This window comes from Paraburkholderia sp. Clong3, from assembly GCF_050436485.1.
GTDB lineage: Bacteria > Pseudomonadota > Gammaproteobacteria > Burkholderiales > Burkholderiaceae > Paraburkholderia > Paraburkholderia tuberum.
In genome coordinates this window covers 517,607-540,581 of record NZ_JBNDMH010000002.1, presented here as the reverse complement: position 1 = coordinate 540,581, position 22,975 = coordinate 517,607, and the positions used below count along the sequence as shown (strand labels likewise).

Genomic DNA, 22,975 nt, shown 5'->3' with positions numbered 1-22,975 from the left:
ATGCGCCACGTCTCTACGACCGAAATGATTCAGCGACTGTCCGGCCTGCTCGGCACCGACGACCTGAACGGCTGGGAACAAACTTTCGTGACCAATCTGCAGCGCTTCGTCAGCGCGGGAAAGGTCACTGAGCTGACCGACAAACAGGTCGAACGACTCGACGAGCTGCACGCGAAACACTTCGCCTAACCCCGCGGCGCGCCGGTATGCCGCAGAGACTTTCAAGCCTCGAAAGCCGGCACACGTCCCTCGGAATTTACGGGCGGCTTGCACAGCGTCCGGCTTTTTTGGATCGACACCTATGACAACCATCAACCAACCTGCGGGCGATGAAATGCGTGCAAATGTCCGCAATGCTCTCGTGTCCCTAGAATGCACCGCACAATGGCTAGAGAACGGATGCGATCCGAAAGCCGCTGCACATGAACTCCGGCTTGTCATGAATATGCTTCACGGCATTCCGACCGCTCTCGCCACCGCCGGCCCTCTCCCTCGCTCTGCCGCGACTGTGAGCGACGAGCGTGCAGCAGAGCCTCATACGCCCGAATGGGAAGCGCAAGTGCTCGCCAGCATCCTGCGCGGCATGATCGAGGGCTGCTCTGAGGCTGACCCGGCCGTGATCTACGAAGACGACTATGAGGCTATCGACGGCGATGTGTACGTACGCCGCGCTGCGACGCTTCTCGACCGGTTCGCCCGCGCCGCATCCACTGCCACGGCACTCAGCGACCAGCTCGTGACGGTCGCGCAGATGGGGCACGGTTCCGTCGCGGTCGGCGGCTGCTTCTCACCCGAAGCGAACGCGCCCGGCATCATTTACATGGCTCTTGACGAGCCGCGCGAGATCAATGCCGATACGTCCGACGTCTATCCGGTCGGGGCGCGCGCGAGGAACGTGCTCGCCTTCGTGACATTTGCGAACGCTGCCGCCGTCGATCAGACGATCGGGATCCTGCATGAGCTGAAGGCGGAATACTTCGACGCCGAGCAGTCCGCCGCCCCGCAAGCCGAGACGGTGCCTGAAGGTTGGAAGCTAAAGCTGGTGCCCGTTAATCCGACGAAGCAGCAACTGGCCGACATCTGCGAGTCCTATTGGGGCGATGGGTGGGGGGACGACGATGACATGCGCGATGCTCGGATTGTCGATGCTCGCAACATGTACCAAGCCATGCTCGCCGCAGCCCCGGCCGCTCCCCTTCCGCGTGCCAGCGAGCAAGCAGACGAGGCGGTGACGTTGCCACGCGTTCACGGTGTTAGCCGAATTGCGGACAACCCCTGCGCGCTGATGGTGCTGCTGATGCGAGAACCGTCTGACGACGATCTGCGGGCTATCCACGATGTGCTCGCCGCCCGCGCAAAGGACCGCTCATGATCGAAGCACAGAAATGGGTCGTCGCCTGCCTCCGAAACAAAGTCATCGACTTGGAAGCGACTGAGGATCACCGTGAATGCGCGAGCGATCTGGAAGAAGCTCTTGAACTGATCGAGCAGCAAGCCGCGAACATCGCCGCCCTTGAATTGCAGGTATCAGGCGAGCGTGGCCAGAAGGAGATATGGGAGGCTCGCGCCAAAGAATGGTGCGACAAGGCAACCGAACTCGAATCCGCTGCAAGCGCTCAGGCGACTGTGCAGGCGGCGGCAGTCGAGCATTCGGACGAATGCCGGGCGGGATATGTTGATGGATGTCGGGATGCTAAATCGAAGGTAGCACTCGTTCAAAAGCCGGCAGTCTGGATCACCAAAGAACAGTTGGCCCAGCTGGAAGATGCCACATCCGATGCATGGGTGTACTGGTGCGAAACCGGCCACGTTGCGGAGCCCGATGAAATTCCTCTCTACACCCACCCCGCCCCTACTGCGCAGGATGGAGCGCAGAGGGATGCGGACGACTCTGACCTCTTCACGCTGCTATGCGAGATCCGCGCGGCTTGCGGAGATAACGGAGAGCGCGAGAGGGATGAGCTTGTGGGATTCATTGGCGAGGTTCGCAGGGATGCGGAGCGGTATCGAGCATTCTTCGACTCCGGCCTACCGATCTGCTTTTGCGGTGTCGAATACCGCGATAAGGCGAGTCTTGATGCGGCCATCGACGCCGCCATCGCGGCATCCGCAAAGACGGGACGCTCATGATTCGAACGCACAAAGTCTCACCGTTTGGAACCCGCTGCAGCCGGAGCGGATCCGCTGCGGAATTCAACCGCGACGCCATTGCGGTTGAATTCCGATCCGCTTGCATTGACGTCAACGCCGCTGTTAGGGACGGAGATAGCCACTCCGTTGTTAGTGAAATTATTGCCGGACAAGTTGAGTTGCGAGTTGGTATGCGGTGCGGACGCCGGTCTTGGGAGGGCCAGGTCATGGACACCCGTCGTCGACCAATAAACAGCGATGCCGCCCAAGGCGGTAACGATGGCCATCCAAATACCCAATTTGAATTCCCATCTCATTCTGCGCTGTTCGGCAGCGGTTGGCGTAGATCGCTTATCGGTCGCTCGTTTGGCGGGGTTCATGCTGATCGGGTTTTGGAGCCGTCAGAGCTTAGAGGGGGACTTTAGTATGAGTGAAAACAGCAAAATCGAGTGGACGGATCATACGTTTAATCCGTGGATAGGGTGCACGCGCGTGTCGCCCGGTTGCGACCACTGCTACGCAGCCGTGAGCACGCCGTCGCGCGCGATGAGCGTCGTTTGGGGGCCGGGCGAGGCGCGGCACCGCACGGCGGATAGCACGTGGAAGCAGCCGCGCGCATGGAACAGACGGCACGACGCATTCTTCGAGAAGCACGGGCGTCGTCAACGAGTGTTCTGCGCCTCGCTCGCCGATGTATTCGACAACGCGGTCGATCCGGCATGGCGCCGCGATCTGTTCGACCTCATCGAACTCACACCTAACCTGAACTGGTTGCTCCTCACGAAGCGCATCGGCAACGTGTTCGATATGGTCGCGCGCGCACGGTCGCATGACTGGCTCGCCGGCCGCGACAACGTGTGGCTCGGCGCGACGATCGTGAATCAGGAAGAAGCCGATCGCGACATCCCGAAGCTGCTGGCGGTGCCGGCGCGCGTACGATTCCTCTCGATGGAGCCGCTCCTCGGCGAAGTCGATCTCTCGAAGGAATACCTCGCGCATCGGTGCGGCGGCGAATATCCATTCCCGAAACTGGAGTCAGAGCACCGTACGAGGATGATCGATCGGCTCGATTGGGTGATCGCCGGCGGCGAAAGCGGACGTGGCGCGCGACCGATGAATACAGATTGGGTCCGCACACTCCGCGATCAATGCAGCGAGGCCGGTGTGCCTTTTCTATTCAAGCAGCACGGCGAATGGGCCGATGCCTCGGTTAGGGCCTTCGGGTCGTCAGCCGGCGAAGTCCGTTTCATGCGCGCCAACGGCACCCTATGGGACGTGCCTCCCAGCGATGAGGACGCCGACTGCATCACGATCAGACGCGTGGGCAAGAAAGCCGCTGGCCGCCAGCTCGACGGCCGCACGCATGACGAGTTCCCGACGACATGATGACCACTCAGCTAAACAGCATGCCGGGCTGCCATCTGACGGGCGACCACACTTCCCTGCTCCAGGGCCTGCTCCTCAGTTTCGTAGACAACGTCACTGTCATGGCGTGTCTCGACGAAGGAATCGCCCTTGTCGTGTTGATGCACGATTGTGATCGTCCAGCCGCCGTCGACAACGGGAATCGTCGAGATTCTGAACGTGTGTTGCCCGACCGAAACGTCTGCCGTAGCCATCGAACTCTCCTCATTTTTCGACCAAGCCTAGCATGAAGGCATTATCCATCCGCCAGCCGTGGGCTTGGCTTATTGTGCGCCCGGACCTTACCGGTCTCGCGCGCGCCGCCGCAATCGCCAGAGGCATCCTGAAGGACATCGAAAACCGCAGCTGGCCGACGAAGGTCCGTGGGCGCGTGCTGATTCACGCTTCGAAGGGGATGACTCGTGCCGAGTACGAAGCAGCGCAGGATCCCCTATGGTCCGTCGGCGGCCCGACGATCGAACTGCCGCCTTTTGACCAGTTGCAGCGCGGCGGGATCGTCGGAGTCGTGACAATCGACGAATGTATCCATCCCGCCGATCGCACGTCGCGCTGGCATATCGAGGGGGCTTTCGGTCTCCATCTGGTCGACGCAAAGCCGCTGCCGTTCGTCGCCTGCAAGGGTGCGCTCAACTTCTTTGACGTGCCGCACGACGTCGCCGCGCAGTTGCGCCAGATGCACGAACTGGGAGCGATTGCATGATCGCTGCCTATCCTCTCCAGTGGCCCGAAGGGTGGCCGCGCACGAAGTCGTACGCGCGACAGCACGGCAAATTCAGTCGACAGCGCCGCGCGAACTATCGCGAAGACCTGACCGTAGCTGATGGCGTCGAGCGCGTGCTGCTCGAACTCGGCCGCCTCGGCATCGGCCGCGACGACATCGTGATCTCGACGAATCTCAAAACGCGTCTCGACGGCCTGCCTCGATCTGACCAGAAAGCTCCCGATGATCCAGGCGTCGCAGTGTATTGGGAGAAGCGCCGCGGCGGCCGAAAGGTGATGGCCGTCGATCGCTATCAGAAGGTCGCGGACAACCTTGCCGCCGTCGCCGCGACGCTCGATGCCATGCGGGCGATCGAGCGACACGGCGGCGCACAGATCCTCGAACGTGCGTTCACCGGCTTCACGGCTCTGCCGGCGCCCGAAGCGCCGCGCCACTGGCGTGAGGTGATCGGAGTGCCGGCATACGTGCGCGACATGGCGACCGTACGCGCCGAATACCGGCGCCGCGCGGCCCAGCATCATCCCGACCGGCCCGGCGGTTCGCACGATGCGATGACCGAACTCAACGCGGCACTCGCGATGGCGGAAAAGGAGATTGGCTGATGCCCTGCATTCCGTTCCGCACGCCCGACGGCACGTCGGGAATCGTCTGCACGCGAGACCGGAGAACGGGCCCACGCTGCGCGGTCGACGGCTGCCGCGCGCCGAGCGGCTATCAGTGCGACTACCCGGTGAGCCCACGCAAGACGTGCGACCGGCACCTGTGCGCAAACCATGCACACGAGGTCGGCGCCGACATTCACTACTGCCCCGAGCACTTCGCGCAATGGAAGCGCGACGGCGCTCCCACTCAAGGGGCCTTTGATTTCGACAAAGGAGAAGGATCGTGAGCGACAAGGTCCCGATCATCGGCACGCGCGCAATCACCTTGAAGGAGGCCGCCCAGCTGCTGCGGGTCTCTTACGGCACGGTGTACGCGCGCCGCCAGCAGCTCGGATTCTTCCAGATCGGCTCGGTGTGGCGCATCTGGCCGGAAACTTTGGCCGATGCGACACAGGGCTACAATGAGCGCCGACCGGCGCAGACGGACGAGGAAAGCGAAACATGTCAATCCGAAAGCGCGAAGGCAGTGACGTCTGGCACCTTGACATCCGCACGCCAGACGGCCGCCGAATTAGACAAACTACTGGAACGACCGACCGCAAGGAGGCGCAAGAATTCCACGACAAACTGAAGCATGAGCTCTGGCGCGTCGCGAAGCTCGGTGAGCGGCCGCGCCGCACGTTCGATGATGCCGCGTTGCGGCTGCTGCAGGAATGTCAGGGCACAAGCGATTTTGGGAACAAGCGGCTTCACATTCGACATTGGCGAACGCATTTCGCCGGCCGATACCTGGATTCGTTGACTCGGGACGAAATTTTTTCCGCCCTGCCGGAGCTGAGCGGTCGCACGAAGGAACCGCGGCGGGTCTCGATTGCCACGAAGAACCGGTATCTGTCGACCATTCGCGCAATGGTTAGCCGCGCAACGCACGAATGGGGTTGGATCGACAAAGCGCTCAAGTTGCCCGATCTGTCGAACAGACAGAAGCGGATTCGCTGGATCACGAAGGAAGAAGCGCAGCGTCTGATCGGCGTCATTAGCACGGACTGGATGCGCGACGTCGCGATCCTGGGGTTCGCAACCGGGCTGCGGCGCGCCAACCTACTCGGACTCGAATGGTCGCAGGTGGATCTGGTAAATCGCCGCGCATGGATCCACGCCGACCAGGCCAAGGCTGGAAAGCCGATCGGCGTGCCGCTCAACGACGACGCGGTCGCGGCGATCCGTCGGTGGATCGGCAAGCACCGGACTCATGTATTCGTGCGGAAGGGGCACCCTATTCGTCATTGGTGCAGCGTGCAGTGGAACCGGCAATGCGAGCGTGCGGGAATCGAGAACTTTCGATTTCACGACGTGCGCCACACGTGGGCGAGTTGGCACGTTCAGGCCGGAACGCCGCTTGACCGGTTGATGGAGCTCGGCGGATGGTCAAAGTACGAGATGGTGTTGCGGTACGCCCACCTCGCGCCCGACCATCTGGCGCCGCACGCGACGGCGGTCACAATCTGGTCACAGCCGCCGCAAGAAGGATCGGCAGAAATGGCGGAAAGAGCCGCCGCATAAGGAAGACAAGGGAGCGCAGAACAAGTAGTAATTCAGGTAGCCTACCTGAAATAACGCGATGGACGGATCGATAGAGTCGAGGAACGGCTCGGTCGACGACGTTTTGCTGCCATGATGCGGCACCATCAACACTTGCGCGCGCAGCATAGCGGGATCGCGCGCGAGCAGCGCGCGTTCGGTCGGCGCTTCGATGTCGGCGGTCAGCAGGGCCGTGAAACGCGGCGCGTTCGCACCGACGAACGCCGCCGCCTGGCTTGCGTTGGTGGGCGGCAACGTGCTGACCCTCAACACGCAGCAATGCTCGTTCGCCTTGCCCGTGAGTGCCCCGACGTCAGGCCACAGCACGGCGAACTCAATACCATCCCACTGCCAGCGCTGCCCCGCCACGCACGGCAGCGTCTGCGTGCCATGCTGTTTTGCCTTCGGCCACAGCGGATTGTCCGGCTCCAGAGCAGCCACCAGCTGACGCACCTCGATCGCATCGAAAACGGCAGGGGCGCCGCCCGCATGATCCGAGTCGGCGTGACTGATCATCAGCGTATCGAGCGTCGTCACGCCTTGCGCCCGCAGGAACGGCACCACCACGCGCTCGCCAGCGTGGCTCGATTCCGGACCGGGACCCGCATCGAACAGCAACGCGTGATGCGCGGTCTGCACGAGCACCGACGAGCCCTGCCCGACATCGAGCGCAGTCAGACGGAACGCGCCTGATGGCTCGGCGAGTGCGCCGCTTGCGCTGGGCATCAGCAGCGGCAGCCACGACAGCGGCGCCGCCCAGCGCAGTGGCCAGCCGCGCGGCGCGAGACACCACAGCACACCGAGCGCCGCCGCGGCCAGCGCCCACGCATGCGGCTGCGGCAGCCACCACAGCGTCCAGCGCGGTCCCGACGCCAGTTGCAGGCCGGCCGCGAGACCATCGAGCAGCGTGTGCGCGGCGCGCCACGCGAACGCATCGAGCGGCGCGGGCATTGCGACGCCCGCGAGCACCGTCGGCGTGACGAGCAGGCTCACCCAGGGAATCGCGAACGCGTTCGCGAGCGGACCGGCGAGCGGAATTTGCGCGAACCAGTAGGCGGTCAGCGGCGCCAGCGCGACCGTCACCGCGAACTGCGCGTGAGCGGCGCTGCGCAACCGTTCGGCGAGCACGCGCAGACGCCGGATCGATACGGGACGCGCCGCGCTGCGCTCCTCGTCTTCATGATGACGGGACGCCAGTGGAACCCGCACGCGCGGCCGCCCCGACATCGCGAACAGGATCGCGCCGACTGCGCAAAACGACAGCCAGAATCCGGCCGACACGACCGCCCACGGATCGACCAGCAGCACGAGCCCGAGCGCCCACGCGAGCACCGTGGAGCGCGCTAGCTGCCGGCCGCCGACGAACGCCAGCGCGACGAGCGCGGCCATCCACAGCGCGCGTTGCGCTGGCACGTTGAAGCCCGCGAGCGCGGCATGCAGTGCGGCGAACATCGCACCGGCCGTCACGCCGACGAGCTGCGCGGGCAAGCGCAGCGGCCAGTTGCGGCCGAGCCACCCCGAACGCCTCCAGATTGCCGCCGCGAGCCAGCCGGTCAGCCCCGCGACCAAGCCGAGATGCAAGCCCGAAATCGCCACCAGATGACTCGTGCCGGTGCCGCGCATCAATTGCCAGTCGGCGGGGCTCACTTCGTCCTGCGCGCCGATCGCGAGCGCGACGACGATGCCGCGATGCGGCGCATCGGCAAGCACCGTGTCGATACGCGCACGCAACCCGGCGCGCCAGCGGTCGACCAGCACGGCGAGCCCGCGCGCGTGACCGGCCAGGCGCCGCGCATGGTCCGGCACGCTCACGTAGCCGGTCGCGCGGACGTTGCGCGCGAGCAGACTCGCCTCTGCATCGCGCACGCCGAAATTCGCGTTGCCGTGCGGGCGCTTCAGGCGCACGGTCAGACGCCAGCGTTCGCCCGGTTCGAGCCGCGGCGCCGCGGCGTCGCGCGCGATCCAGGTTAGCTGGATCACGCGCGGGAAAGCGGCGAGCCGCGCACCGTTCGTATCGACGTCGAACAGGAAGCGCGCGCCTTTGTCGTCACGCGTCGGCAATCCCTTGATCGTGCCGACCACCTCGATATCGCGCCCTTCCCACTCGTGCGGCAGGCTCACCGCGAGCCGCGTTTGCGCGCGCACGGCCGCGTAGCCGAAGCCGACGCAGATCGCCGCGCACCACACCGCGCCCCAACCGGCCACCCGCCGCATGCGAGCGTCGCGCCATACGCGGCTAGCGAGCTGGTGCGAGAAGCCCCGCTCGTAGTCGCGCTGGAGCGCCGCACCGGCCGCACCTGTCACACCTGTCACACCCGCCGCCGCAGCCGCTGCGCCGCCACGCAAACCCCACACCGCAACGCCGGCCGCCGTGCAGCCGAGCAGTATCAACGCGCACCATGCGCCTGTATCCGGCAACACCGCCTGTCGCTGCAGCCAGACCACCCCCAACGCAAATCCACACCAGACCGCCCTCATCCGCCCTCCGTACCCGTTGGCGCCGGGCCTCGTCACCGCGCCAGCGAACGGGCAGCAGCGAGCCCGCCGGGCGAGGGGATCGCCCGACGCGAACCCTTTCGATCAACGGAATCGATTATGCAGAGGAAAGCGCGAGTCGCGGCAGCGCGGCGAGCGCGTTAGCCGTTGTGCCAAGGGCGGCTGCGTCGGAAGTGACACCGCGCAGTCGCGCGAGGCTCGCGCCGATCGCCGGAATCTGCTCGGGTGAATTGCGCTGCCTGTACATCCAGGACGGCGCGATATCCGGCGCGTCGGTCTCGACGACCAGCGCATCGAACGGCAGCTGTTCGGCGAGTCGCCGGATCTGCCGGGCGCGCTCGAACGTGAGGTTGCCGCCGAACCCAAGATGCATGCCCTGATCGATGTACGCCTGCGCCTGCTGGAAACTGCCATTGAACGCGTGCGCGATGCCGCGATGAATCTGATGCCGGCGCAGCCCTTTGATCACCTGATCCTGCGATTTGCGCACATGGCAGATGACCGGCAAATCGAATTCGCGCGCGAGCTGCAACTGGCCGTTGTAGAAAAACTGCTGGCGCGCATCGTCGAGGCCGTCGACGAAATAGTCGAGCCCGATCTCGCCGATGCCGACGAAGCGCGGATCGTCGAGACTCGCCTCGATCTCCATGCGCAACAGGTCGAGGTCGGCATCGACGGCGTGCGGCGTGAACAGCGGATGAATGCCGAGCGCGTACGCGCCGCCGTCGACGCGATGCGCGAGCTCGCGCACCGCCGCGAAGTTCCGTGGCCCGATCGCCGGAATCACGATGCGCGACACCCCCGCATGGCGCGCGGACGCCGCAACCGCATCACGGTCGGCGTCGAACTCCGAAGCGTCGAGATGGCAGTGCGTGTCGATCCACATGGGTTATCTCGCTGGCAAGAGGACGGACCGTGCCGGCCCGCACTCAGACCGGCACTGGCGGCTCTTCGTGCAGCACGCCGTCGCGCAACCGCATGATGCGATCACAGCGGCCCGCCAGCTCCGGGTCGTGCGTGACGATCACGAAGCTCGTCTCGAGCGTGCGCGACAGTTCGAGCATCAGGTTGAAGACCGTGTCGGCGGTGCCGCCGTCAAGGTTACCGGTCGGCTCGTCGGCGAGCACGCAGGCGGGCTTCGTGACGAGCGCACGCGCGATCGCGACACGCTGACGCTCGCCGCCCGACAGCTCGCCCGGCCGATGCTTCGCGCGATGCCCCATGCCGACGCGCTCCAGCACCGCCATGGCCTCGCGGCGCGCGACTTCGGTCGTCTCGCGACGAATCCGCAGCGGCATCGCGACGTTATCGAGCGCGGAAAACTCCGGCAACAGATGGTGAAACTGATACACGAAACCGAGCGCGCGATTGCGCAGGTCGTTGCGCTCGCGCTCGGAGAGCTTCGTGAACGGCTTGCCGAGCACCGACACGTGGCCCGCGCTCGGGTCGTCGAGACCGCCGAGCACGTGCAGCAGCGTGCTCTTGCCGGAGCCCGACGCGCCGACGATCGCGAGCTTCTCGCCGCGCCGCACGGCGAGTTGCGCATTGTTGAGCACCTGCACGTTCAGCCCGCCCTGCACGAACGCTTTGGAAATGCCGGTGGCTTCGAGCACGAACGGATGCGACGCGGAGTCCTGAGCGGTCATGGATGAATCGGTTGAGGGATGGACGAGGCGGTCATTCATAGCGCAGCGCCTCCGCCGGACGGACCTTCGCGCCGCGCCAGCTCGGATAGAGCGTCGCGAGCGCCGACAGCACGAACGCGATGAGGCCGATGCGCGCGACGTCCGCCGGAACCAGCTCGGACGGCAGCTCGCTGATGAAGTACACCGACGGCGGCAGGAATTGCACGCCGAGCAGATGCTCGATCATCGGCACGAGCCACGGAATGCTCCACGCGATCAGACAGCCGAGCACGACGCCGGTCGCCGTGCCGATGAAGCCGATCGTCACGCCCTGCACGACGAAGATCTTCATGATCGAGCCGGGCTGCGCGCCGAGCGTGCGCAGGATCGCGATATCGGCCTGCTTGTTGGTCACCGTCATCACCAGCGACGACACAAGATTGAACGCGGCCACCGCAATGATCAGCGTCAGGATGATGAACATCATGCGCTTCTCGATCTGCACCGCCGAGAACCAGGTCTTGTTCTGCTGGGTCCAGTCGCGGATGTACAGATCGCCCGACAGCGTGCGCGCGAGCTGATGCGCGACTTCCGGCGCGCGCTGCATGTCGGTGAGGCGCAGCCGCACGCCGGTCGGTGCGGGCAGCCGGAACAGCGCCTCTGCGTCGTTGATGTTGATCAGCGCGAGCGTGCTGTCGTATTCGTAATGGCCCGACTCGAAGATGCCGACCACCGTGAACTGCTTCAGGCGCGGCAGCATGCCCGCCGGCGTGATCGTGCCTTCGGGCGCGACGAGCGTGATCTTGTCGTTCAGCTGCACGCCGAGATTGGCCGCCAGATCGGCGCCGAGCACGATGCCGAAGCCGCCGGGCACGAGGTCGGCCAGCTTGCCGCCCTTCATTTCCTTGCCGATGTCCGACACTTCAGGCTCGAGCGTCGGCTCGATGCCACGCAACGCGACGCCGCTCACCGCGTCCTGGCGCGTCAGCAGCGCCTGGGCCTCGACGTAGGGCGCCGCGCCGATCACCTCCTTGTTCTGGCGCGCCTCCTTCGCGGTCAGCTGCCAGTCGGGCATCGAACCGGTCGGCGAAAAGATCTCGACGTGCGCGAGCACCGACAGCATGCGGTCGCGCACCTCTTTCTGAAAGCCGTTCATCACCGACAACACGACGATCAGCGCCGCGACGCCAAGCGCGATGCCCGACATCGACACCAGCGCGATGAACGAAATGAAGCCGTTACCGGTCGTGCGTTTGCCGGCGCGTGTGTAGCGCCAGCCAATCTGCCATTCGTAGGGAAATTTCAAGCGAATCCTTTTGTGCGTTCTTCGACTGTATGTCGGGACCGGCGGACATCGACGTCCGCCGTGCGGCCCGAGCGTCGTGATCGTTGGGCTCGCGGCGGCGCGGATCGTTCCTCGCTCGCCCGGCCGCTGTGCGGCTCTGCCGGCGCATAGAGGCGCCGCGCCGCGGTGCGCCACCCTGCCGGGTCCGGCGATCAAGCGCGAAGTTTGCCACACAATGCCGCCAGCTCGCGCAAAGGACATGCCTCGGCCGCGCCATCGACGAACCGGCCGCGCTTCGTCGAAATACTCGCACCGTTTGCCCTACAATGCGCAGCATCATGCCTGCCGACCGCCTCCATCTTCTGCTGCCCTTCGCGCTGCCTGCCGCGGCCGACGCCTCCACCGCGCTTCACGACATCCAGTGCCCCGCTCTCGACAGGCTGATCGCGCGCGCGACGCTGATCGAACGCGTGATCGGCGAGGATTTTCAGCGCACGCTGCCGCACGAGCGCTGGGTCGCGCGACAATTCGGCGCGCTGCCCGACGGCGCCTCGGCCGCCGCCGACGAAGCCCCGCTCGCGCCCTACATGCTGCGCGCCGACGGCGGCGAACCCGGCAACGCGACGTGGGCCTGCGTGCAGCCGGTACACGTGCACATCGCGCACGACCACCTGGTGCTGATCGACCCGGCGTCGCTCAATCTGTCGGACGCCGAAGCGAGCACGCTGCTCGCGCTTGCGCGTCCGCTGATCGAGGAACTCGGCGTGCGCATCGAGGCGCCCAAGCCAATCCGCTGGTATCTGTCGAGCGACGCTTTCGGTTCGCTCGCGGGCGCGTCGCCGTTGCGCGCGAGCGGCCGCAACATCGAGATCTGGTTGCCGCACGAAGCGCATTCCGGCGAACGCTCTCGCGCGTGGATGAAGCTGCAGAACGAAGTGCAGATGGCCTGGTTCGAGCATCCGGTCAACGAAGCGCGGGAGGCGCGCGGGCTGCCGGCCGTCAACTCGATCTGGTTTCACGCGCAAGGCGCCGCGCGGAGCGTGCGCAGTCCGTTCGCGCAGGTGCTGTCCGATGCCGCCGCAACGCGCGGTCTCGCGCTCAGCGCGGGGGTCGCGACAGGCGCGCCGCCGGCGTCGTATCGCGAACTGGCCGCGGCGCTGCGCGGCACCACCAACGGCAGCGGCGCAACGCTCGTCGAACTCGCCCCCTTCTCCGCGCCCTACATCGAACAGGACTGGGCGCGCTGGAACCAGGCATTCGCCGCGCTGCAGACCGACTGGTTCGCGCCCGCGCTCGCGGCATTGCAGTCGGGCGAACTCGCCGAGCTCGGCCTCACGCTGTGCGGCGACACCGGCTCGGTGACGCTGACGGTCACGCGCGGCGATCTGCGCAAATTCTGGCGGCGGCGCGTGCTGGCCTCGCTTTTCATCGAATGATCCACGGTCCTTCCGCATGACCCGAATCGTTACACGCCCCTGCTCCCCCGTCGACGCCGAAGTGCTGACCCGCTGCGGCCTGCATCCGGTGCTCGCGCGCCTGTACGCAGCGCGCGGCGTGTGCCTGCCCGAGGACGTCGAAACCGGCCTCGCGCGGCTCGTGCCGCCAGCCGAACTGAAGGGCTGCGACGCGGCCGCCGCGCTGCTCGCCGACGCGCTCCAGCAGCAGCGCCGCATGCTGGTCGTCGCCGACTACGACTGCGACGGCGCGACCGCCTGCGCGGTCGCGGTGCGCGGGCTGCGCATGTTCGGCGCGCGCATCGACTACCTGGTGCCGAACCGCATGGAGCACGGCTACGGGCTCACGCCGGACATCGTCGAGCTGGCGGCGCGTAGCGCGGCCGGCAAGCCCGATCTGCTGATCACCGTCGACAACGGCATCGCGAGCGTCGACGGCGTCGCGGCGGCCAACGCCCTCGGCATCGACGTGCTCGTCACCGACCACCACCTGCCCGGCGACGAACTGCCCGCCGCGCGCGCAATCGTCAATCCGAACCAGCCGGGCTGCACATTCCCGAGCAAGTGCCTCGCCGGCGTCGGCGTGATGTTCTACGTGCTGCTCGCGCTGCGCGCCGAACTGCGCCGCCGTGGGGCGTTCGGCGACGCGCTGCCCGAGCCGCGCCTCGACGGTCTGCTCGATCTGGTCGCACTCGGCACCGTCGCCGATGTCGTCAAACTCGACGGCAACAACCGCGTGCTGGTCGCGCAAGGTCTGCAGCGCATCCGCCGCGGCCGCATGCAGCCTGGCATCGCCGCGCTGTTTCGCGCCGCCGCGCGCGATGCGCGCAACGCCTCCGGCTTCGACCTCGGCTTCGCGCTGGGACCGCGCCTGAACGCGGCGGGACGGCTGTCGGACATGTCGCTCGGCATCGAATGCCTGACCACCGACGACGTTGGCCGTGCCTGGGAACTCGCGCAGCAGCTCGACACGATGAACCGCGAGCGCCGTGAAATCGAGGCCGGCATGCAGCAGCAGGCGCTGGACGACCTGTCGACGGTCGATCCCGACGGCGCGACCACGATCACGTTGTTCAATCCGGGCTGGCATCAGGGCGTGATCGGCATCGTCGCGGGACGGTTGAAAGAGAAGTTCCACCGCCCGTCGTTCACGTTCGCGCCGGCCGACGGTACCGGCATGCTCGTCAAGGGCTCGGGCCGCTCGATCGCGGGCTTCCACCTGCGCGACGCGCTCGATCTGATCTCGAAGCGCGAGCCGGACCTGATCGTCAAATTCGGCGGCCACGCGATGGCCGCGGGCCTGACGATCGCCGCCGCCGACGTGCCGCGCTTCACCGCCGCGTTCGAGGCGGTCGGCCGCGAATGGCTGTCCGCGCAGGCGCTCGCACGCACGATCGAAACCGACGGCGAGCTCGAAGACGCGTACTTCACGCCGCAATTCGTCGAAATGCTCGACGCGGCCGTCTGGGGCCAGGGTTTTCCGGCGCCGGTGTTCTCCGGCGAATTCGAGGTCGCCTCGCAGGCGTTGGTGAAGGACAAGCACCTGAAGCTGCAACTGCTGCGCGGCCGCCAGCGCTTCAACGCGATCTGGTTCAATCACACCGACACGCTGCCCGCGCGCACCACCGTCGCCTACCGGCTCGCGAGCGATACATGGAACGGCGTGTCGCGCGTGCAACTGATCGTCGAGCACGCGGTGAGCTGAAATCTTCCGCAAAATCAATCGCGAACACGCGCTGGGTCGCCCGCGAGGCTCCGGCGCGGCGTGCCGATCGGCTATAATTTCTGCTTTTTACGCAGAATAGAAGATCGACATGGAAGCGGAACGTCTCAACGCGATCGAAGCCTCTCTGGCCGACCTGCGCAAGCGCGCGGACGACCTACGGGGGTATCTTTGACTACGACGACAAAGCACTGCGTCTAATCGAAGTCAACCGGGAACTCGAAGACCCGGACGTCTGGAACGACTCGAAGCACGCCCAGGCGCTCGGTAAGGAAAAGAAGCTGCTCGACGACACGGTCGGCAAGCTCACGTCGATCACGAACGACGTGCGCGACGCGCAAGACCTGTTCGCGATGGCACGCGAAGAAGCCGACGACGACACGCTGCTCGCCTGCGAGGGTGACGCCCAAGCCATCGAGGCACGCGTCGCCGACATGGAATTCCGCCGGATGTTCGCGAACCCGGCCGATCCCAACAACGCCTTTCTCGACATCCAGGCCGGCGCCGGCGGCACCGAGGCGTGCGACTGGGCGTCGATGCTGCTGCGCCAGTATCTGCGTTATTGCGAGCGCAAGGGCTTCAAGACCGAAGTGCTCGAGCAGACCGAAGGCGACGTCGCCGGCATCAAGAACGCTACGATCAAGATCGAAGGCGACTACGCGTACGGCTTCCTGCGTACCGAAACCGGCGTGCACCGGCTCGTGCGCAAGTCGCCGTTCGACTCGTCGGGCGGTCGTCACACGTCGTTCTCGTCGGTGTTCGTGTACCCGGAAATCGACGACTCGATCGAAGTCGACATCAACCCGGCCGACCTGCGCATCGACACGTACCGTGCTTCGGGCGCGGGCGGTCAGCACATCAACAAGACCGACTCCGCGGTGCGTATCACGCACATGCCGTCGGGCATCGTCGTGCAGTGCCAGAACGACCGCTCGCAGCACCGCAACCGCGCCGAAGCCATGGCGATGCTGAAATCGCGCCTGTACGAAGCGGAAATCCGCAAGCGTCAGGCCGAGCAGGACAAGCTGGAAGCCGGCAAGACCGATGTGGGTTGGGGCCATCAGATCCGTTCGTACGTGCTCGACAACAGCCGCATCAAGGATCTGCGCACCAACGTCGAAATCAGCAATACGAAGAGCGTGCTCGACGGTGACCTCGATCCGTTCATCAGCGCGAGCCTGAAACAGGGCGTCTAGGCGCGCACGGCGCCGCCCCGTTCACCGATCGGGACCGCGCCTTCTTCGTTGGCGCCTTTGCGTTGCTTCCACGCTATTTGTTCGCCGTTTTTCCAGTACCGCCTGAGGTTTTTACACTGACTGGCTTCCCGCCAGCGGAGCACTCCGCGGCGGGCCACCGAATACCAAATCATCATGACTGAACCGACCCAGCCGACTGTCGTGCCCGAAGCGGACGACAACAAGATCATCGCCGAGCGCCGCGAAAAGCTGCGCGAACTGCGTGAGCGAGGCGTCGCCTATCCGAACGATTTCCGTCCCACGCACCACGCCGAAGATCTGCAGGCGCAGTACGAGCACGCCGACAAGGAAGCGCTCGAAGCGAATCCGCTCGAAGCGAATCCGCTCGAAGTCGCGATCGCCGGCCGCATGATGCTGAAACGCGTGATGGGCAAGGCAAGTTTCGCAACCGTGCGCGACGGCTCGGGTCAGATCCAGTTCTTCATCACACCGGCCGACGTCGGTCAGGAGACCTACGACGCGTTCAAGAAGTGGGACATGGGCGACATCGTCGCCGCGCGCGGCGTGCTGTTTCGCACCAACAAGGGCGAGCTATCGGTGCGCTGCACGGAGCTGCGTCTGCTGTCGAAGTCGCTGCGTCCGCTGCCGGACAAGTTCCACGGTCTCGCCGACCAGGAAATGAAGTACCGCCAGCGCTATGTCGATCTGATCGTCACGCCGGAAACGCGCCGCACGTTCGTCGCGCGCACGAAGGCGATTTCGTCGATCCGCAAGTACATGGCCGACGCGAACTTCATGGAAGTCGAAACACCGATGCTGCACCCGATTCCGGGCGGCGCGGCGGCCAAGCCGTTCTCGACGCACCACAACGCGCTCGACATGCAGATGTTCCTGCGCATCGCGCCGGAGCTGTACCTGAAGCGGCTGGTGGTGGGCGGCTTCGAGCGCGTGTTCGAGATCAATCGTAATTTCCGCAACGAGGGCGTATCCGTGCGCCACAACCCGGAATTCACAATGATCGAGTTCTACGCGGCCTACACCGATTACAAGTGGCTGATGGACTTCACCGAGCAGCTGATTCGCCAGGCCGCGATCGATGCGCTCGGCACGGCCACCATCACTTATCAGGGTCGCGAGCTCGATCTGTCGAAGCCGTTCCATCGGCTCACGATCACGCAGGCGATCCAGAAATACGCGCCGCAATACACGAACGAGCAGCTCGCCGACGGCACGTTCCTGCGCGCCGAGCTGAAGAAGTTCGGCGTCGATGCGTCGCAGCCGCAGTTCCTCAACGCGGGCGTCGGCTCGCTGCAACTGGCGCTGTTCGAAGAGACCGCCGAGTCGCAACTGTGGGAGCCGACCTACATCATCGACTACCCGATCGAGGTGTCGCCGCTCGCGCGTGCGTCGGACAAGGTGGCAGGCATCACCGAGCGTTTCGAGCTGTTCATCACCGGCCGCGAAATCGCCAACGGGTTCTCGGAGCTCAACGATCCGGAAGATCAGGCCGCGCGCTTCAGGAAGCAGGTCGACCAGAAAGACGCCGGCGACGAGGAAGCGATGTTCTACGACGCCGACTACATCCGCGCGCTCGAGTACGGCATGCCGCCGGCGGGCGGCTGCGGTATCGGCATCGATCGTCTGGTCATGATGCTGACCGATAGCCCGAGCATCCGCGACGTGATTCTTTTCCCGCATCTGCGTCGCGAAGACTGAGCGACGCTGGGCGCGAGCGCTCGTTGTGCTTCGCGCGCAATCCGATGGTTTGAAGAGCGCCCGGTTGATGCCGGGCGTTCTTTTGCGCGCGTTTTCGCTTTGCGGGACCGTTTTCTGCTTCTCATCGTTTGTAACCAGCGGTAAAAGCTGCTCGTTCGCGCTTAAGTCGCCGCGGACTCAATGGTCTTGGAAGTTTGTTGACACCAAAGCGCACCGCGTGAAGGGCGCCTACCGACGCCCGAGGGCGCCACCTGAGCGGTTACAAATAGAAACGCTGCCCGGATCGAATTGCGCGACACTCAGTCTCACAAGAAGTCGGCTCTGTCAGAAACGGAGGCCCTACATGGACACCCCTACTCATCAACCCACGCAGCCACGTCGTCTTCATCCCTTGATCGCGGTGGCCGCCGGCGCGGTGCTCGTCGCGAGTCTCGTTGCTACCGCGGCGATCACCGGCGTGTTCCCGAAGGCGTCGGGTAACGGCGCACAGAACGATCAGACGCAGGCCGCGCAGGTCAGCACGCAAGCGCCGGGCGTCGTCGATTCGGCCGCGCCGGTCAAGCCATCTGCGCAACAGCGGCAGGATCAGGCTCAGCAAGCGGTGCCGGCCGCCCCTGCCGCCGCTCCGACCCAGCAGCAATACGCGCAGCAACAGCAGGCACAGGCCGCGCCGCAATATGCGCCACAGCCCGAGCCGCAAGCGGCGCCGCAGTATGCGCAGCAGCCGGCGCCGCATGCCGCTTATTGCTCGACTTGCGGCACCGTCGTCGCGATCTCGGCGGTTCGGCATGAAGGACATGGCACCGGCATTGGCGCGGTCGGCGGTGCGGTGGCCGGGGGCGTCGTCGGTAATCAATTCGGCGCCGGCGGCGGGCGTACCGCGATGACGCTGCTCGGCGCGCTGGGCGGCGGGTTCGCCGGCAACTCGGTCGAAAAACATCTGCGCAGCACAACGTCGTATTCGGTGCGCGTGCACATGGAAGACGGCAAGACGCGCTACTTCACCTATAGCGAGGCGCCGCCGTTGCGCGACGGCGAGCGCGTGCGCGTTCAGAACGGCGGCCTCGTCGCCGACTGAGCTGAGCTCGGCGCCCAACGTTCGTCGACGCGCCATGAAAAAAGGCGATTCCATCGGAATCGCCTTTTCTTTGGAGTTCAATGCACCCGTTCGAACACGCGTTCAATAATCCGCGTCTTCGATCCATGCCGCCTGAATCGCTTCGAGAATCTTTTCGCTCGAACGGTTCGGATCGTCGTCGAAGCCTTCGAGCTCGGTCACCCAGCGGTGCAGGTCGGTGAAACGCACCTGCTGTGGATCGACGTCCTGATGCTTGTCCGTCAGAGCCATCGCGATGTCTTGCGTATCGGTCCACTTCATGGCGGCACCCTCCTGTTAGTGGTTTTCCTTCGCGTGATTGATCGAGTAACGCGGAATTTCGACGACCAGATCCTGCTCGTCCGGCATGACCGCCTGACACGACAGGCGCGAAGCCGGTTCCAGCCCCCATGCCTTGTCCAACAGATCGTCCTCGTCTTCCTCGGATGGCGTCAAGGCGGCGAAACCCTCACGCACGATTACGTGGCAGGTCGTGCACGCGCACGACTTCTCGCACGCATGCTCGATTTCGATACCGTTATCGAGCAGGTTGTCGCAAATGCTCTTGCCGGGAACGGCGTCGATCACCGCGCCTTCCGGGCACAGTTCGACGTGAGGCAGCACAACGATTTGAGGCATACAGTTTCCGTTTGGGTCTGAGGCACGGCGGCTGCCAGCAATGCCGGGTGCAGGCTCCGTGCCATTTTACTGGCGCCGCGCGGACTTTTTAAGTCCGCGCGGGCGCGATCGGTGGTTCGTGGGGGGCGCAGTTCGTGCGTGGCCTGAGCGCGCGTCGCGTGCACGTTGCTGTCGCTACGCTCGCCCGTTCAGATCTCGTCGAGCTTGCGGCCCGACAGCGCGCGGCGAATTCCCTTGTTCATGCGGCGCGCGGCGAATTCGTCGGTGCCTTCGGCGAGCGCCTTCGTCGCGGCTTCGATCGCGCCGACGTCTTCGCCCGGCGCGACGTTGCGCAGCGCGGCGAGCAGCGCGTCGAGTTCGGCGCGTTCGCTGTCGTCGAGCAACTCGGCGTCGGCGGCGAGCGCCGCGTCGGTCGCTTCGACGAGACGCTGCGCTTCGACCTGCGCCTCGCGCAATGCGCGCGCCCGCATGTCGATTTCAGCGGTCGAAAAGCTGTCTTCGAGCATGCGCGCGATGTCGTCGTCGGCGAGGCCATACGAAGGCTTCACGACGACCGATGCCTCCACGCCCGACGCCAGCTCGCGCGCAAACACCGACAGCAGGCCGTCGGCGTCGACCTGATAGGTCACGCGAATGCGCGCGGCGCCGGCGGCCATCGGCGGAATGCCGCGCAGCTCGAAGCGCGCGAGCGAACGGCAATCGCTGATGAGCTCGCGCTCGCCTTGGACGACGTGAATCGCCATCGCGGTCTGGCCGTCCTTGAAGGTCGTGAAATCCTGCGCGCGCGCGACTGGAATCGTCGAGTTGCGCGGAATGATCTTTTCGGTGAGGCCACCCATCGTCTCGACGCCGAGCGACAGCGGAATCACGTCGAGCAGTAGCCATTCGTCGCCTTCCGCCCCGCGGTTGCCGGCCAGCAGATCGGCCTGGATCGCGGCGCCGAGTGCGACGACCTGATCCGGATCGAGATTGACGAGCGGCGGCTGGCCGAAGAACGCCTCGACCGCGCGGCGGATCACCGGCATGCGCGTCGCGCCGCCGACCAGCACGACGCCCTTGATTTCCTTCGTGGTGACCTTCGCGTCGCGCAGCGCCTTTTTCGTCGGGCCCAGCGTGCGTTGCACCAGCGCGGCCGTGATGGTCTCGAAAGTGGCTTCGTCGATCGTCAGATCGAGCGCGGTGCCGTTGGCAAGCGTGAGCTCGAGGGTAGTTTGCGACGCGCTCGACAGCGCCTCCTTGGCCTCGCGCACGCTATCGAGCAGCAGGCGCACGTCGTGCGGCGCGAGCGTCTGCGACGCGATGCCGGCCTGTTCGAGCACATGGCGATATAGCGCATGGTCGAAGTCGTCGCCGCCGAGCGCGGAATCGCCGCCCGCCGCGAGCACTTCGAAAACGCCCTTGGTGAGCTTCAGGATCGACAGGTCGAAGGTGCCGCCGCCGAGGTCGTAGACCGCGTACAAACCTTCCGCGCCGTTGTCGAGACCGTAGGCGATCGCCGCAGCGGTCGGTTCGTTGAGCAGACGCAGCACGTTCAGCCCCGCGAGGCGCGCGGCGTCCTTGGTCGCCTGGCGCTGCGCTTCGTCGAAGTAAGCGGGCACCGTGATTACCGCGCCGACGAGCTCGTCGCCGAGCGTGTCTTCGGCGCGCTGGCGCAGCGTCGCGAGAATTTCAGCCGATACCTCGACCGGGCTCTTCACGCCGTCGACGGTGCGGATCTGCACCATGCCGGGTGCATCGACGAAGTCGTACGGCGCGTTTTCGGCGCCCTCCACCTCGGCCTTGCCGCGGCCCATGAAGCGCTTGACCGACACAATCGTGTTGCGCGGGTCGGTCGCGGCTTCGGCCTTCGCCCGGCGGCCGATGCGACGGCCGCCCTGCTCCAGGTAACGCACCACCGACGGCAGCAGCACGTGCCCGTCTTCGTCGGGCAGCACATCGGGCACGCCGCTGCGCACAGCGGCGACGAGGGAGTTGGTGGTGCCGAGATCGATACCGACCGCCAGACGCCGCTGGTGAGGCGCCGGCGCCATGCCGGGTTCGGAGATTTGCAGTAAGGCCATCTGGATCTTCTCGGGGACGTTGTGCCCCGTCCTGAATGTTCGCGTTGCTGGGGTGATGCCGCGGCTCGCGGCCGCTCTGGTTTTTTGTTTGTCGCTTACTACGTCGCTGCCTACTGTTGCTGCTTGCCCGCGCCGCGCTTTTGCGCGCGTCGCGCGAAACCGCGCTAGCCTTCGAGCCGCTCGATCTGGGCATCGATTTCCGACGCGACGCGCTCGATGAACATCAGCTGCCGCACCGCCTCGCCCGCCGCCTGATTCGCGCCGTGATCGAGCGATGCGCCGAGCTTGTCGAAGCGCCGACGCTCCTCGTCGCGCAACTCGATGAGCAGCGCGTCGAGCGCGTCGACGTTCTTCGCCGCGGCCGCGTCCTCGATGTTCTCGCGCCACTCCATCTGCTGCATCAGGAACGCGGGCTCCATCGCCGTGTTGTTCTCCGCGCCGACGTTGATGCCGCGCAACGACAGCAGATAGGTCGCGCGCTTGAGCGGATCGCGCAGCGTCTGATAGGCCTCGTTCGCGCGCGTCGCCCACTGCATCGCGATGCGCTTTTGCGCATCGCCGGCGGCCGCGAAGCGATCCGGATGCACCTGCGCCTGCACGGTGCGGTACGCGTGATCGAGCGTGCTCGCGTCGAGCGCGAATTGCGCCGGCAGACCAAACAGATCGAAGTGGCTGTCGTTCAGCGAGGCCATCGGATTAAAGTCCGTTGATGAAAACTGGTATGGAGACGTCGGGCCTTGTCAGGCGTGACCGGTTCAGTGGAGCGCGGATCAAACTAAAAAGGCGGCCCGCGCCGCCTTTTATCCGCCGCACGCGGAAGGTAACGAATCTAGACGCGGAACGACTCGCCGCAGCCGCATTCGTCTTTCACGTTCGGGTTGTTGAACCTGAAGCCTTCGTTCAGCCCTTCGCGCGCGAAGTCGAGCTCCGTGCCGTCGATATACGCGAGACTCTTCGGGTCGACGACGACCTTCACGCCGCCCGTCTCGAACACCTGGTCTTCCGGCGCGAGTTCGTCCACGTACTCGAGCTTGTAGGCGAGGCCCGAGCAACCGGTGGTGCGCACGCCGACGCGCAACCCGATGCCTTTACCGCGGCGGGTCAGATACCTCTGGACGTGCTGTGCTGCCTTTTCGGTCAACGTAATTGCCATAACGTTTCTCAGTTGCCAGAGTGCGCGGCGCGCGTGTTCGCGCCGCGCTCACCGGTTGCTTCTTTCTTACCCT

Annotated in this window: 24 protein-coding genes; 14 read left to right on the top strand and 10 right to left on the bottom strand. The window is 65.4% G+C overall.

Annotated elements, in window-relative coordinates; genetic code table 11:
- The 4 genes from OKW30_RS06760 (at position 1) to OKW30_RS06745 (ending at position 3,516) form a co-directional block, all read left to right on the top strand.
- Positions 1 to 189 (top strand): hypothetical protein, encoded by a 189-nt coding sequence (locus OKW30_RS06760; protein WP_429346320.1) that lies wholly within the window; start codon positions 1 to 3, stop codon positions 187 to 189.
- 112 nt (positions 190 to 301) lie between these two features.
- The gene (locus OKW30_RS06755; RefSeq protein WP_429346319.1) at positions 302 to 1,372 is read left to right on the top strand and encodes a hypothetical protein; all 1,071 of its coding nucleotides are present in this window, start codon (positions 302 to 304) and stop codon (positions 1,370 to 1,372) included.
- Positions 1,369 to 2,130 (top strand): hypothetical protein, encoded by a 762-nt coding sequence (locus OKW30_RS06750; RefSeq protein ID WP_429346318.1) that lies wholly within the window; start codon positions 1,369 to 1,371, stop codon positions 2,128 to 2,130. The genes OKW30_RS06755 and OKW30_RS06750 overlap by 4 nt, the downstream gene beginning before the upstream one ends.
- Positions 2,131 to 2,556: 426 nt before the next feature.
- The gene (locus tag OKW30_RS06745) at positions 2,557 to 3,516 is read left to right on the top strand and encodes a phage Gp37/Gp68 family protein (RefSeq protein ID WP_429347733.1); all 960 of its coding nucleotides are present in this window, start codon (positions 2,557 to 2,559) and stop codon (positions 3,514 to 3,516) included.
- Between the two features lie 11 nt (positions 3,517 to 3,527).
- On the opposite strand, the gene OKW30_RS06740 is transcribed toward OKW30_RS06745, so the two are convergent.
- Complete coding sequence (locus OKW30_RS06740) at positions 3,528 to 3,749, bottom strand: hypothetical protein (protein ID WP_429346317.1); 222 nt, start codon at positions 3,747 to 3,749, stop codon at positions 3,528 to 3,530.
- Positions 3,750 to 3,781: 32 nt separating this feature from the next.
- Between OKW30_RS06740 and OKW30_RS06735 the strand changes: the two genes are divergently transcribed.
- From OKW30_RS06735 to OKW30_RS06715, 5 genes are all read left to right on the top strand, one after another.
- Positions 3,782 to 4,255, top strand: a complete 474-nt coding sequence (locus tag OKW30_RS06735) for an ASCH domain-containing protein (protein ID WP_429346316.1) — start codon at positions 3,782 to 3,784, stop codon at positions 4,253 to 4,255.
- The gene (locus OKW30_RS06730) at positions 4,252 to 4,878 is read left to right on the top strand and encodes a J domain-containing protein (RefSeq protein WP_429346315.1); all 627 of its coding nucleotides are present in this window, start codon (positions 4,252 to 4,254) and stop codon (positions 4,876 to 4,878) included. The genes OKW30_RS06735 and OKW30_RS06730 overlap by 4 nt, the downstream gene beginning before the upstream one ends.
- Positions 4,878 to 5,165, top strand: coding sequence for a hypothetical protein (locus OKW30_RS06725; RefSeq protein ID WP_429346314.1), 288 nt, complete (start codon positions 4,878 to 4,880; stop codon positions 5,163 to 5,165). Before OKW30_RS06730 ends, OKW30_RS06725 begins: the two co-directional genes overlap by 1 nt.
- Complete coding sequence (locus OKW30_RS06720) at positions 5,162 to 5,509, top strand: helix-turn-helix domain-containing protein (RefSeq protein WP_429346313.1); 348 nt, start codon at positions 5,162 to 5,164, stop codon at positions 5,507 to 5,509. Before OKW30_RS06725 ends, OKW30_RS06720 begins: the two co-directional genes overlap by 4 nt.
- Before the next feature lie 65 nt (positions 5,510 to 5,574).
- Positions 5,575 to 6,441 carry a tyrosine-type recombinase/integrase gene (locus OKW30_RS06715; RefSeq protein ID WP_429346312.1) on the top strand — a complete coding sequence of 289 codons (867 nt, stop codon included), beginning with the start codon at positions 5,575 to 5,577 and terminating at the stop codon, positions 6,439 to 6,441.
- Here OKW30_RS06715 and OKW30_RS06710 read toward each other — a convergent pair.
- From OKW30_RS06710 to OKW30_RS06695, 4 genes are all read right to left on the bottom strand, one after another.
- The gene (locus tag OKW30_RS06710; protein WP_429346311.1) at positions 6,388 to 8,937 is read right to left on the bottom strand and encodes a DNA internalization-related competence protein ComEC/Rec2; all 2,550 of its coding nucleotides are present in this window, start codon (positions 8,935 to 8,937) and stop codon (positions 6,388 to 6,390) included. The genes OKW30_RS06715 and OKW30_RS06710 overlap by 54 nt on opposite strands.
- Before the next feature lie 115 nt (positions 8,938 to 9,052).
- Complete coding sequence (locus OKW30_RS06705) at positions 9,053 to 9,841, bottom strand: TatD family hydrolase (RefSeq protein ID WP_429293393.1); 789 nt, start codon at positions 9,839 to 9,841, stop codon at positions 9,053 to 9,055.
- Positions 9,842 to 9,884: 43 nt separating this feature from the next.
- On the bottom strand, positions 9,885 to 10,601 hold the full coding sequence (gene lolD, locus OKW30_RS06700) for a lipoprotein-releasing ABC transporter ATP-binding protein LolD (protein ID WP_409340030.1): 717 nt from the start codon (positions 10,599 to 10,601) through the stop codon (positions 9,885 to 9,887).
- Positions 10,602 to 10,632: 31 nt separating this feature from the next.
- Complete coding sequence (locus OKW30_RS06695; protein WP_429346310.1) at positions 10,633 to 11,886, bottom strand: lipoprotein-releasing ABC transporter permease subunit; 1,254 nt, start codon at positions 11,884 to 11,886, stop codon at positions 10,633 to 10,635.
- Positions 11,887 to 12,191: 305 nt separating this feature from the next.
- Here OKW30_RS06695 and OKW30_RS06690 point away from each other — a divergent pair, with 305 nt between their 5' ends.
- From OKW30_RS06690 to OKW30_RS06670, 5 genes are all read left to right on the top strand, one after another.
- Positions 12,192 to 13,301, top strand: coding sequence for a regulator (locus tag OKW30_RS06690; protein WP_429346309.1), 1,110 nt, complete (start codon positions 12,192 to 12,194; stop codon positions 13,299 to 13,301).
- Positions 13,302 to 13,317: 16 nt separating this feature from the next.
- On the top strand, positions 13,318 to 15,024 hold the full coding sequence (gene recJ, locus OKW30_RS06685; protein WP_429346308.1) for a single-stranded-DNA-specific exonuclease RecJ: 1,707 nt from the start codon (positions 13,318 to 13,320) through the stop codon (positions 15,022 to 15,024).
- Between the two features lie 109 nt (positions 15,025 to 15,133).
- A protein-coding gene (gene prfB / locus OKW30_RS06680) for a peptide chain release factor 2 (protein WP_184067556.1) occupies positions 15,134 to 16,238 on the top strand; the annotation gives its coding sequence in 2 pieces (ribosomal slippage) (positions 15,134 to 15,214 and positions 15,216 to 16,238; 1,104 coding nt in all).
- Positions 16,239 to 16,412: 174 nt separating this feature from the next.
- Positions 16,413 to 17,954, top strand: a complete 1,542-nt coding sequence (gene lysS / locus OKW30_RS06675) for a lysine--tRNA ligase (protein WP_429346307.1) — start codon at positions 16,413 to 16,415, stop codon at positions 17,952 to 17,954.
- A 343-nt stretch (positions 17,955 to 18,297) separates the two neighbouring features.
- On the top strand, positions 18,298 to 19,032 hold the full coding sequence (locus OKW30_RS06670) for a glycine zipper 2TM domain-containing protein (protein ID WP_187626664.1): 735 nt from the start codon (positions 18,298 to 18,300) through the stop codon (positions 19,030 to 19,032).
- A gap of 102 nt (positions 19,033 to 19,134) precedes the next feature.
- Here OKW30_RS06670 and iscX read toward each other — a convergent pair whose 3' ends face one another.
- The 5 genes from iscX to iscA form a co-directional block, all read right to left on the bottom strand.
- Positions 19,135 to 19,332, bottom strand: a complete 198-nt coding sequence (gene iscX / locus OKW30_RS06665; RefSeq protein ID WP_027198111.1) for a Fe-S cluster assembly protein IscX — start codon at positions 19,330 to 19,332, stop codon at positions 19,135 to 19,137.
- Between the two features lie 15 nt (positions 19,333 to 19,347).
- Complete coding sequence (gene fdx / locus OKW30_RS06660; protein WP_090800789.1) at positions 19,348 to 19,689, bottom strand: ISC system 2Fe-2S type ferredoxin; 342 nt, start codon at positions 19,687 to 19,689, stop codon at positions 19,348 to 19,350.
- Positions 19,690 to 19,877: 188 nt separating this feature from the next.
- Entirely contained in the window at positions 19,878 to 21,749 is a 1,872-nt protein-coding gene (gene hscA, locus OKW30_RS06655; protein ID WP_429346306.1) for a Fe-S protein assembly chaperone HscA, read from the bottom strand.
- 164 nt (positions 21,750 to 21,913) lie between these two features.
- The gene (gene hscB, locus OKW30_RS06650; protein WP_090800792.1) at positions 21,914 to 22,441 is read right to left on the bottom strand and encodes a Fe-S protein assembly co-chaperone HscB; all 528 of its coding nucleotides are present in this window, start codon (positions 22,439 to 22,441) and stop codon (positions 21,914 to 21,916) included.
- Positions 22,442 to 22,578: 137 nt separating this feature from the next.
- Positions 22,579 to 22,902 carry an iron-sulfur cluster assembly protein IscA gene (gene iscA, locus OKW30_RS06645; RefSeq protein WP_184022376.1) on the bottom strand — a complete coding sequence of 108 codons (324 nt, stop codon included), beginning with the start codon at positions 22,900 to 22,902 and terminating at the stop codon, positions 22,579 to 22,581.
- Positions 22,903 to 22,975 lie beyond the last annotated feature (73 nt).

What these genes read in the sequence shown, in the direction of transcription:
- OKW30_RS06760 (WP_429346320.1), top strand. Translation starts at nt 1, where the DNA reads ATGCGCCACGTCTCTACGACCGAAATGATTCAGCGACTGTCCGGCCTG.
- OKW30_RS06755 (WP_429346319.1), top strand. Translation starts at nt 302, where the DNA reads ATGACAACCATCAACCAACCTGCGGGCGATGAAATGCGTGCAAATGTC.
- OKW30_RS06750 (WP_429346318.1), top strand. Translation starts at nt 1,369, where the DNA reads ATGATCGAAGCACAGAAATGGGTCGTCGCCTGCCTCCGAAACAAAGTC.
- OKW30_RS06745 (WP_429347733.1), top strand. Translation starts at nt 2,557, where the DNA reads ATGAGTGAAAACAGCAAAATCGAGTGGACGGATCATACGTTTAATCCG.
- OKW30_RS06740 (WP_429346317.1), bottom strand. Translation starts at nt 3,749, where the DNA reads ATGGCTACGGCAGACGTTTCGGTCGGGCAACACACGTTCAGAATCTCG.
- OKW30_RS06735 (WP_429346316.1), top strand. Translation starts at nt 3,782, where the DNA reads ATGAAGGCATTATCCATCCGCCAGCCGTGGGCTTGGCTTATTGTGCGC.
- OKW30_RS06730 (WP_429346315.1), top strand. Translation starts at nt 4,252, where the DNA reads ATGATCGCTGCCTATCCTCTCCAGTGGCCCGAAGGGTGGCCGCGCACG.
- OKW30_RS06725 (WP_429346314.1), top strand. Translation starts at nt 4,878, where the DNA reads ATGCCCTGCATTCCGTTCCGCACGCCCGACGGCACGTCGGGAATCGTC.
- OKW30_RS06710 (WP_429346311.1), bottom strand. Translation starts at nt 8,937, where the DNA reads ATGAGGGCGGTCTGGTGTGGATTTGCGTTGGGGGTGGTCTGGCTGCAG.
- OKW30_RS06705 (WP_429293393.1), bottom strand. Translation starts at nt 9,841, where the DNA reads ATGTGGATCGACACGCACTGCCATCTCGACGCTTCGGAGTTCGACGCC.
- lolD (WP_409340030.1), bottom strand. Translation starts at nt 10,601, where the DNA reads ATGACCGCTCAGGACTCCGCGTCGCATCCGTTCGTGCTCGAAGCCACC.
- OKW30_RS06690 (WP_429346309.1), top strand. Translation starts at nt 12,192, where the DNA reads ATGCGCAGCATCATGCCTGCCGACCGCCTCCATCTTCTGCTGCCCTTC.
- recJ (WP_429346308.1), top strand. Translation starts at nt 13,318, where the DNA reads ATGACCCGAATCGTTACACGCCCCTGCTCCCCCGTCGACGCCGAAGTG.
- lysS (WP_429346307.1), top strand. Translation starts at nt 16,413, where the DNA reads ATGACTGAACCGACCCAGCCGACTGTCGTGCCCGAAGCGGACGACAAC.
- OKW30_RS06670 (WP_187626664.1), top strand. Translation starts at nt 18,298, where the DNA reads ATGGACACCCCTACTCATCAACCCACGCAGCCACGTCGTCTTCATCCC.
- iscX (WP_027198111.1), bottom strand. Translation starts at nt 19,332, where the DNA reads ATGAAGTGGACCGATACGCAAGACATCGCGATGGCTCTGACGGACAAG.
- fdx (WP_090800789.1), bottom strand. Translation starts at nt 19,689, where the DNA reads ATGCCTCAAATCGTTGTGCTGCCTCACGTCGAACTGTGCCCGGAAGGC.
- hscA (WP_429346306.1), bottom strand. Translation starts at nt 21,749, where the DNA reads ATGGCCTTACTGCAAATCTCCGAACCCGGCATGGCGCCGGCGCCTCAC.
- hscB (WP_090800792.1), bottom strand. Translation starts at nt 22,441, where the DNA reads ATGGCCTCGCTGAACGACAGCCACTTCGATCTGTTTGGTCTGCCGGCG.
- iscA (WP_184022376.1), bottom strand. Translation starts at nt 22,902, where the DNA reads ATGGCAATTACGTTGACCGAAAAGGCAGCACAGCACGTCCAGAGGTAT.